Annotated in this window: 6 protein-coding genes and 2 pseudogenes; 3 read left to right on the top strand and 5 right to left on the bottom strand. The window is 46.0% G+C overall.

Features of this window, described 5'->3' with window-relative positions; genetic code table 11:
- Positions 1-186: 186 nt before the first annotated feature.
- From VZ94_RS06290 to VZ94_RS06300, 3 genes and pseudogenes are all read left to right on the top strand, one after another.
- A pseudogene (locus tag VZ94_RS06290) lies at positions 187-1769 on the top strand (MutS-related protein).
- Complete coding sequence (gene purT / locus VZ94_RS06295; RefSeq protein WP_045778586.1) at positions 1766-2965, top strand: formate-dependent phosphoribosylglycinamide formyltransferase; 1200 nt, start codon at positions 1766-1768, stop codon at positions 2963-2965. The pseudogene VZ94_RS06290 and the gene purT overlap by 4 nt, the downstream one beginning before the upstream one ends.
- A gap of 11 nt (positions 2966-2976) precedes the next feature.
- Positions 2977-3579, top strand: coding sequence for a lytic transglycosylase domain-containing protein (locus tag VZ94_RS06300; protein ID WP_045778587.1), 603 nt, complete (start codon positions 2977-2979; stop codon positions 3577-3579).
- 107 nt (positions 3580-3686) lie between these two features.
- On the opposite strand, the pseudogene gnd reads toward VZ94_RS06300, so the two are convergent.
- From gnd to VZ94_RS06320, 5 genes and pseudogenes are all read right to left on the bottom strand, one after another.
- A pseudogene (gnd, locus tag VZ94_RS06305) lies at positions 3687-5134 on the bottom strand (decarboxylating NADP(+)-dependent phosphogluconate dehydrogenase).
- Between the two features lie 196 nt (positions 5135-5330).
- Positions 5331-7148, bottom strand: a complete 1818-nt coding sequence (gene hypF, locus VZ94_RS06310) for a carbamoyltransferase HypF (RefSeq protein ID WP_239649683.1) — start codon at positions 7146-7148, stop codon at positions 5331-5333.
- Positions 7063-7665 carry an acylphosphatase gene (locus VZ94_RS28190; protein ID WP_239649684.1) on the bottom strand — a complete coding sequence of 201 codons (603 nt, stop codon included), beginning with the start codon at positions 7663-7665 and terminating at the stop codon, positions 7063-7065. The genes hypF and VZ94_RS28190 overlap by 86 nt, the downstream gene beginning before the upstream one ends.
- Positions 7665-8708, bottom strand: coding sequence for a hydrogenase expression/formation protein HypE (gene hypE, locus VZ94_RS06315; RefSeq protein ID WP_045778588.1), 1044 nt, complete (start codon positions 8706-8708; stop codon positions 7665-7667). The genes VZ94_RS28190 and hypE overlap by 1 nt, the downstream gene beginning before the upstream one ends.
- An 8-nt stretch (positions 8709-8716) precedes the next feature.
- Positions 8717-9264, bottom strand: a 548-nt coding sequence (locus VZ94_RS06320) for an Rpn family recombination-promoting nuclease/putative transposase (RefSeq protein WP_239649685.1), incomplete at its 5' end; no start/stop codon positions are given.

Here is a 9264-nt window from a genome sequence, read left to right on the forward strand (position 1 = left end):
GGCGTTTAGAACGCAGGTGTCGGCAGCAGGGATGCTGCCGCCAAGCCTACAGGGATGTATTTACGGCGTCCTCGGCAACTGCTCCTGCGTTGCCCTACTACACGCCATCCCTGGCGTTATGGGTTCTGAATGACCTGTCTCGTCTTGAGTTGGTAACCCGTTTTTACCTTTTAAACAGGTGTGATGATGAGCGACTTATTAACCACATGGCAGGATTTAGACTGGCCTGACATTAAAGCGAGTAAACCGTTAGAAACGGGCAACGGCGTGATTGACGCAGAAGCCTTTCAAACGATTGAAGTGGATAAGGTGTTTAGCGCGGTTAATCACACACAAACCCTAGCCGGTCAAGCCTGTTTATATCGCTCTCTGGCGCAACCTTTGTCTGATAAAAGCGCTATCGAAGCTAAGCAGCAAGCGGTCACTGAGTTACAAAACCAACCAGAGCTTATGGCGACGCTAGATGCTATCGTCAATGATGCGGCTTATCACGAACCTAGTTTTTATTTATTGTTGTTTGGCAGTTTTCTGGGGACGTTTGGCACAGCGAGAAGCGAGCATGAAATCGAAGGTTATGGTTATCATGTCTATAAAAAAGGCGTGAAGCTATTACCCGAAATCAGCGAGCGTTTAGCTTCGGTTGATAGACCTAACAGCCCGTATTTAACTGGGTTATTCGATGCGTTTAATGCGTTTAGTCAAAGCCGTGCTTATTCGCTAATGACTGAGCCGGTGTATGTCACTGAATACAGCTTACAAAGCAAACAAGAACGGGCGCATTCGTGGTTGCCCGCCGTCGCATTTGTACCGCGCTTGTTTAAGCCGTTCCTCTTTGTCGCTGCCGCCATTATTTATTGGTTATTAAGCCATTTTGCACCAACGGCACTGTTTTCGGCGATTCCTGACGAAGCCTTGTTATTAACGCCATTCTTATTGTTATATATCCCATTAGTCGGTGGTTTCGACCGTGACCATTGTATTATTCCGTTGCGTAAGGAATATAAAACCTCGCCAGACGTCGCAGCCGCACTGGATGCGTTAGGTCAACTCGATGAATTGCTGTCGTTTGTTAAGTTTTCTCAGCGTTTCCCACATGAAACAGTCTTGCCGACGTTTACCGATAGCGAACACTTTGCGCTGACGCTGACACAAGCCAAAAATCCGGTATTAGGTGCACATATCACTGATTATGTGGGTAATGATTTAAGCTTAACTGATGAGCGTTTATTGTTAATCACCGGGCCTAATAGCGGCGGCAAAACCGCATTTTGCAAAACCATCGCACAAATTCAATTATTAGCACAAACCGGCTCGCCTATACCGGCACAAGCCGCCCAGTTAACTGTGCCGATAGAGTGTTTTATCAAGCACCAGAAATTAGCCATTTAGATGATGGTGAAGGACGTTTTGGTACGGAATTAAAGCGCACAAAAGATATTTTCTTAGCCTCTAGCGCGCGCAGTTTAGTGATACTCGATGAATTATCAGAAGGCACGACGTTTGAAGAAAAAATGGAATCCTCGACGAATGTCTTAAACGGCTTTTATCGCAAAGGCAACACCACGTTGCTTATCACCCATAATCATCAATTAGTCGATGCGTTTATCAAAAAACGCCAAGGCATAGCGATGCAAGTCGAATTTGCCGATGAAGCACCAACGTATCGCTTAATAACCGGTATTTCCAGAGTCAGTCATGCCGATAGAGTGGCGAAAAAAATCGGCTTCTCCAAGGAAGACATAGACCATTATCTCGAGAACAAGCAATGAAGTTAGGCACTCCGCTACAACCGCAGGCAACAAAAGCATTACTACTAGGCAGCGGCGAGCTAGGCAAAGAGGTAGCCATTGCCTTACAACGCTATGGCATTGAAGTTATTGCCGTAGACCGCTATGCCAACGCGCCAGCTCACCAAGTCGCGCATAAAGCTTATGTGATAGATATGACCGACGCCGATGCCGTTACGGCGCTGATAAAAGCCGAACAGCCTGATTTTATTATTCCTGAATTAGAAGCGATTGCCACTGACGCACTCATCGCTATTGAACAACAAGGCAGTAGTAAGGTTGTACCGAATGCCAATGCCGTGCGCTTAACCATGAACCGCGAAGGTATTCGCGTATTAGCCGCAGAAACCTTACAACTACCGACTTCGGCGTATGCGTTTGCCGAATCCTATCAAGAATTAGAACACGCAGTGTTAAACCGTATCGGCTTGCCTTGTTTTATTAAACCTACGATGTCATCGTCTGGTAAAGGTCAATCCTATGTCACCGATGCCAGTCAGCTCAAAGCCGCTTGGGATTATGCCAAAGCGGCTGGACGTGTCGATACCGGTAAAGTAATTGTCGAGGCTAAAATTGATTTTGACTTTGAAATCACGTTATTAACTGTTAGAGCATTAAACGCACAAGGTGAAATTGAAACCCATTATTGTGCGCCTATTGGTCATAGACAAGAAAAAGGCGATTACCGGGAAAGCTGGCAGCCACAAGCCATGTCAGACCTTGCTTTGCAACGCGCGCAAGACATTGCCAAAAAAATTACTGAAGGTTTAGGCGGTTTAGGTTTATTTGGCGTAGAGCTGTTTGTTAACCAAGACCAAGTTTGGTTTAGTGAAATTAGTCCAAGACCACACGACACCGGCATGGTCACAATGGCCACGCAACAACAAAGTGAGTTTGAGCTACATTGCCGCGCTATTTTAGGCTTGCCTGTTGATACTAGCCTAAAAGCGAACGGTGCCAGTGCTGTTATTTTAAGCACGCAACCAATAGAAGCTCCTATTTACCAAGGTTTGGCACAGGCTTTAGCCGTGCCAAACAGCGAAATCCGCTTATTCGGTAAACCTAACGCACAACCTAGTCGCCGTATGGGCGTTGCGTTAGCGACTGCAGCAACCACCGAACAAGCTAAACATAATGCAATTCAAGCAGCCAATCATATTGTTATCACATCCGAGTAACAGGTAGAAATATGTTGAAAATTTCATTGTTTATCTTAAGCGTGTTATCAACAGCAACCGCTTATGCCGATATTTATAAATTTGTCGATATAGATGGACGGGTTTACTACACAGATAAACCCAAAAACAATAAATTCAAGCGTATTATTAAGAGTCTACCGAAACCGCCCTCCACAACCTATACGACCTTAAGCAACTACTCACCAAGACTACATCGCTTTTCATCAGAAAATAAACAGCGTTATTCTGGTTTAATCGAACAAGTCGCCTCGCGCTATCAAGTCGATCCAAAGCTATTACACGCCGTTATCCAAACCGAATCCGCCTATAACCCCACTGCTGTATCTCGCGCAGGCGCCGTAGGACTTATGCAACTGATGCCAGGAACGGCGCAACGTTTCGGTGTTTATGATAGAAACGACCCAGATCAAAACGTCGATGGTGGCGCGCATTATTTAAAATATTTAATCGATATGTTCGAGCCTAATCTGCACTTAGCGGTCGCAGCTTACAATGCCGGTGAAAATGCCGTACTGAAATACAATAATTCGATTCCGCCTTATCCCGAAACGCAGAACTATGTCAAACAGGTTTTGGCCTTGTATAATCGTTAAACCGAAAATAATGACTACGATGATGGGTGGCTCTTTGTAACCACCCTAAATCCAGACCTCTTGAAGTAGTGCGGCATAAAGCCGCAAAACATCAAGACGTGTTTTCATCAAACAGTATAAGTTGTCGACGCTGTTTTACCGCCGTGGCCGGTCCAGTCAGTATGAAAAAATTCGCCTCTGGGCTTGTCAACGCGCTCGTAGGAATGCGCGCCGAAATAATCACGCTGGGCTTGTAATAAATTTGCAGGCAAGCGCTCACTGCGATAACCATCATAATAGGCTAAAGCCGACGAGAACGCAGGTGTTGGAATGCCTAATTGGACAGCCAAAATCACCGCTTGCCGCCAGCCCGCTTCTGCTTTAGCCATAGCATCGATAAAGAAATCCGCTAACAGCAGATTCTCTAGCTCAGGGTTTTGCGTGTAAGCTTGTTTAATATCGTTTAAGAACTGACTACGGATAATACAGCCTCCACGCCACATTAAAGCAATGTCGCCGTAATTCAAACTCAGCTTGTATTCCTTAGCAGCTTCCCGCATCAAGCGAAAGCCCTGTGCATAGGAAATAATTTTGGAAGCGTACAAGGCTTGTCGGATAGCCACGATCATAGCCTCTTTATCGCCGTTGAACTTTGCAGTAGCTTTAGGTAGTACCTGCGCGGCTCTAACCCGCTCGTCTTTTTTGCGCAGACAAACAACGGGCAAACACTGATTCGCCGATTAGCGTCAATGGAACTCCTAAATCCAGTGCGTTAATGCCGGTCCACTTGCCTGTGCCTTTTTGGCCAGCCGTATCCAAAATACTGTTCAGCAACGGCTGACCATTGCCATCTCGGTAAGCTAAGATATTGGCGGTAATCTCGATTAAATAAGAGCTCAATTCACCCCGGTTCCATTCTGCAAAAACGGCCTGCATCTCATCAGTGCTCAAACCCAATCCTTCCGACAATAACTGGTAGGCTTCGCAAATCAACTGCATATCGCCGTATTCGATGCCGTTATGCACCATTTTCACATAATGTCCGGCACCATTATCGCCTACCCATTCGCAGCAAGGTTCGCCATCGACATGGGCGCTAATGGCTTGAAAAATCGGCTGCACGGCTGGCCATGCAGCTTGATTGCCGCCAGGCATAATCGATGGCCCATGACGAGCCCCTTCCTCACCCCCAGATACACCAGTGCCAATATACAATAAACCTTTTTTCGGCTAAATAGGTGGTGCGTCGGTTAGTATCGGTAAACAGCGAATTACCACCGTCAATAATGATGTCACCTGGCGATAGCAGTGGCAGTAAGTCGTCAATATAGTCATCGACCACAGAGCCTGCTTTTACCATCAGCATCACCTTACGCGGCGTTTCCAAGCTATCCACTAATTCCTGTAGCGAATGGGTACCAATCACCATAGTGTCCTTGGCTGGCCCTTCCAAAAACTCGTCCACTTTGCTGGTAGTGCGGTTGTAGACCGCCACTTTGAAACCATGGTCGTTCATGTTCAATACTAGATTTTGACCCATTACGGCCAAACCGATTAAACCAATATTTGCTTTCATATTTGCCTTCTTTACTTATTATTTAAATATTTCATGCGACCAATGGCTGGTTTTGTCGCAGATTTTGCTGTGTTAAACATAATTCAGCCATGCTAATAAATGCCAGACGCGCGGAAAAAGGCGTCGAGTTTTACGTTCACCATTTCAACAGCCGCCAGTTTTATTCACACATTACATTAAAGCATGTACGCCAATTTTATTCTCTAAAAAGTGTTAACGCGCTAACAATTGCCGCTTGCCCTAACGCTAATCCGCCATCATTCATCGGATACTGCTTAGGTAGCAACACATTCTTACCTAACCGCTGCAGGCCGTTACTGACCGCTTCTAATAACAAGCGATTTTGAAATACGCCGCCGCTTAATACAACATCAGAGACGCCAGTTTTTAAGCTAAGTGTTAGCAACGTTTCAATGGTGGCAGCGACTAAGCTATGATGAATCCTGGCGGCTATTTGCTGAGTTGCCACACACTGTTTTAAATCGTCTAACACATAACGCCATAAATTAGCCCAGCTTAAGATAAAGTGCTGGTTGTGTAAGGTTAAGCAATGAGCATTAGGGTAAGCACTTTCTTGTACAAATGCCGAAGCCGCTAGCGTTTCTAAGGCAACGGCAGCTTGACCTTCATAACTAATCGTTTCAGCATGAACACCTAAAGCGGCAGCAAACGCGTCAAACCAACGTCCACAAGAGCTACTCAATGGCGAGTTAAGTTTTTTAGCGCGCATAGTATCCAACAACGCTAAGGGTTTGCTATTCAGTTGTTGGATAAACGCTACATCGGCATAGTTTTCTTTTAACTCGTCCCATGCAAAATAATGTGCAAGCTGAGCATAGCTATTGCGCCACGGTTCGCGTATTGCTTGGCTGCCGCCAAGCATCGCAATGGGTTCAAAATACGCTAAGCGCTCACACCGCCTATAATCGCCTAAGAAAAACTCGCCTCCCCATAACTGTCCATCATCACCTAAGCCTAAACCATCAAAAATAGCCGCTAACACCGGTGGAGCATTTAGACTAATGGCGTTTTCAGCTAAACAAGCAGCTAAATGCGCATGGTGATGTTGTACGCTGCTCAGTGCAAGCTGTTCTTGTTGCGTTAACGCTTGCCCATATTGGCTAGATAAATAGCCTGGATGTTTATCAACCGTAATGCACGTAGGCGTAAAATCGTGGAGCTGACGATAAAGCGTAATCGCCTGGCGGTAATCCTGTTGTACGGTAGCGTTTTCTAAATCGCCCACATGTTGAGCGACTATCGCTTGACCTTGTTTAATCAAGCAGAAGCTATTTTTTAATTCCGCTCCCATTGCAAGTATGCCGTCAGCAGCTTCAAAACCGGGCGGCAAACGTAGCGCTTCTGGACAATAGCCGCGTGCTCGACGTAACAAATGCGTGTTGCCATTGCTAACACGTACAACCGAATCATCTAAACGGTTAACTATAGCGCGATTATGCAGCAAGAAATAGTCGGCAATACCAGCCAATTGGCTACGTGCCTCATCGTTGTCAATACATTGCGGTTGCTCCGAGCGGTTACCGGAAGTCAACACGATAGGCGCATCAAACGCGTGCATTAACAAACTATGTAGCGGTGTATATGGCAACATAAAACCTAACGCGTCTGAATCGGGCGAGATACTGCGAGGCAAGCCATGATTTTTGGCGGTTAAGATAACAATAGGCGCGGCTTTACCCTGTAAGACTTGCCGCTCGATGGCATTCACATAAGCATACACTTCGATTTGTTCGACATTGCTTGCCATTAACGCAAACGGTTTAGCATAACGTTGTTTACGCTGTCTTAGCGTATTAACCGCTTCAGCATTGCTAGCATCACAGGCTAGATGAAAGCCGCCTAGACCTTTAATCGCAACAACATGGCCTTGACGAAGAACATCTGCGGTTAAATGAATACCGGCATAGTCATTGTCGCGGGTTAGTTTTTGTCCAGTAGAATCTTCTAGCCAAAAACGCCGGGCCACACACGGGGCAGCAATTGGCTTGCGCATGAAAACGACGGTCACTGGGGTCATCATATTCTTGCTGGCATAACGCGCATTGACTGAATGTAGCCATACTGGTATGGCTACGATCATAAGGTATTCTATTAACTATTGATAAGCGCGGACCGCAGTGCGTGCAATTCGTGAATGGGTAGCGATAACGCCGGTTATTGGGGTCTGAAATGTCCGCTAAACAGTCTGGACAGGTTGCCGCATCAGCAGCGATAGCGGTAGTAATAGCGCCTTGCTGGCTGGTTACAATTGCAAAGCTATTAGGACTTGTTAAGTCAGGTAAGTCGGCAACTTCTAGTGTCTCTAGTCTTGCCAAAGGTGGCAGTTCATTAGGGATAGCCGCTATAAATGCATCCATATCAGCCGCGCGACCATACACATGAATCATTACGCCTTGCCCATCATTCCAAACCGCGCCGGTTAAACCAAAGCGTTGCGCCAAGCGCCAAATCGTTGGTCTAAAACCTACGCCTTGTACAACACCGCGTGCGCGAATCGCTTTCGCCACCATTAACAAATACGCGGCAATTGCTCACCTACGGGCCAATCGACAATTCTACGCCCACCAAACGCCGTGTTCATTTGCACAAAGTGATGCGGGTCGGCAATGACTTCACCAATCAGCGCAGCATCGCGCCCAAGAGGATGGTTACGCATAACCGTTAATAATGCATCAGCGGCATTGGCATCACAGACACAGACTAATTTACCTTCATTGGCGACATAAAGCGGGTCTAACCCCAAGATTTCACAAGCCGCTTTCACTTCCGCTTTAATCGGCAGCGGAGCTTCGTTAATCACAATACCAACACCCGATTGATTAGCCAGCTCATTTAAGGATGTGGCTAAACCACCACGCGTAGGGTCGCGTAAACAGCGTAATGCCGTAGGTGCAACAGCGACCATATCAGCCACTAAACCATTGAGAGCAGCAGAATCTGAAAGAATCCGTGTTTGAAATGTAAGATTTTCTCGGCTTGCCATCACTGCCACCCCATGATCGCCGATAGAGCCACTCACTAAAACCGCACAGCCCGGTTGTGCTTGATCGCCAGAGATATGCACCCCATCAGGAATCACACCAATCCCAGTTGTCGTAATAAACACACCATCGGCTTTACCACTTTCAACCACTTTAGTATCGCCGGTCACAATCGGCGTACCGGCTTGTACTGCCGCGTTAGCCATGCTAATCACAATGCGTTTTAGCTCAGCCAGTGGAAAGCCTTCTTCTATAATAAATCCGGCCGTTATATATAACGGCTTAGCACCTGACATTGCGACATCATTAACCGTACCGTGTACCGCTAATGAGCCTATATCACCACCCGGAAAAAACAACGGCGAAATAACATGGCTATCGGTACTTATCGCTACACGCCCCGGCGGTAACGTTAAAACCGCTTGATCGTTTTGCTGTTGCAGCCAGGTATTATCAAAGTGTTGCGTAAATAATTCGGTAATCAACTGTGCCATGGCTTTACCGCCACCACCATGACTCATATCAACATGGCCTGTAATAAAATCGAGTGGGAAAGAATACGGTTTAGGCATAGTTGTCGTTAAAAGTTAACCTTCAGTTGTTCAATCTCGCTAAAGCTTAAGCCAGTAATCTTGGTGATTAATTCGACACTTAAACCTTCGGCTAGCATGGTTTTAGCGATGATTTGCTGCGCTTCGCGTTGGCCTTCAATGCGCCCTTGCGCTAAGCCTTTGACTATACCTTTATTCAGTCCATCTTCAAACGCTGTTTCACTGACATTTTCCACATCCCAATACTCCAATAAGCTTTTTTGGTAAGCATCAAATTGCTTAGGGCTTAAATGCGCTAATTCTGCGATTTCAAAACCTTTTTGGAAAATAGGCTCGTTTAAAATGGTCGGAATATGGTCTAGGCTTTCCAGATGCTTTAAGAAATACACCCATTTATCAAAATGCGTCGCTAATTCATGTTCTTGCTTGGTAAATAATGGCATTTGTAAAAACTTAAAATGCAACTTGTCAAAAAACACGTCGCCATCTTGGTCTTTTAAACACACATCCCGGCGAAAACTTTGCCAGCTCTTCGGTTTCATCATAGCGAAAATTGAGAATGGCAATGCAATACACC

This window comes from Methylocucumis oryzae (genome assembly GCF_000963695.1).
GTDB lineage: Bacteria > Pseudomonadota > Gammaproteobacteria > Methylococcales > Methylomonadaceae > Methylovulum > Methylovulum oryzae.

Coding starts and splice junctions, on each gene's coding strand:
- hypE (WP_045778588.1), bottom strand. CDS start 8,708: ATGCCTAAACCGTATTCTTTCCCACTCGATTTTATTACAGGCCATGTT.
- VZ94_RS28190 (WP_239649684.1), bottom strand. CDS start 7,665: ATGGTGGCGAAAGCGATTCGCGCACGCGGTGTTGTACAAGGCGTAGGT.
- VZ94_RS06300 (WP_045778587.1), top strand. CDS start 2,977: ATGTTGAAAATTTCATTGTTTATCTTAAGCGTGTTATCAACAGCAACC.
- purT (WP_045778586.1), top strand. CDS start 1,766: ATGAAGTTAGGCACTCCGCTACAACCGCAGGCAACAAAAGCATTACTA.
- hypF (WP_239649683.1), bottom strand. CDS start 7,148: ATGCGCAAGCCAATTGCTGCCCCGTGTGTGGCCCGGCGTTTTTGGCTA.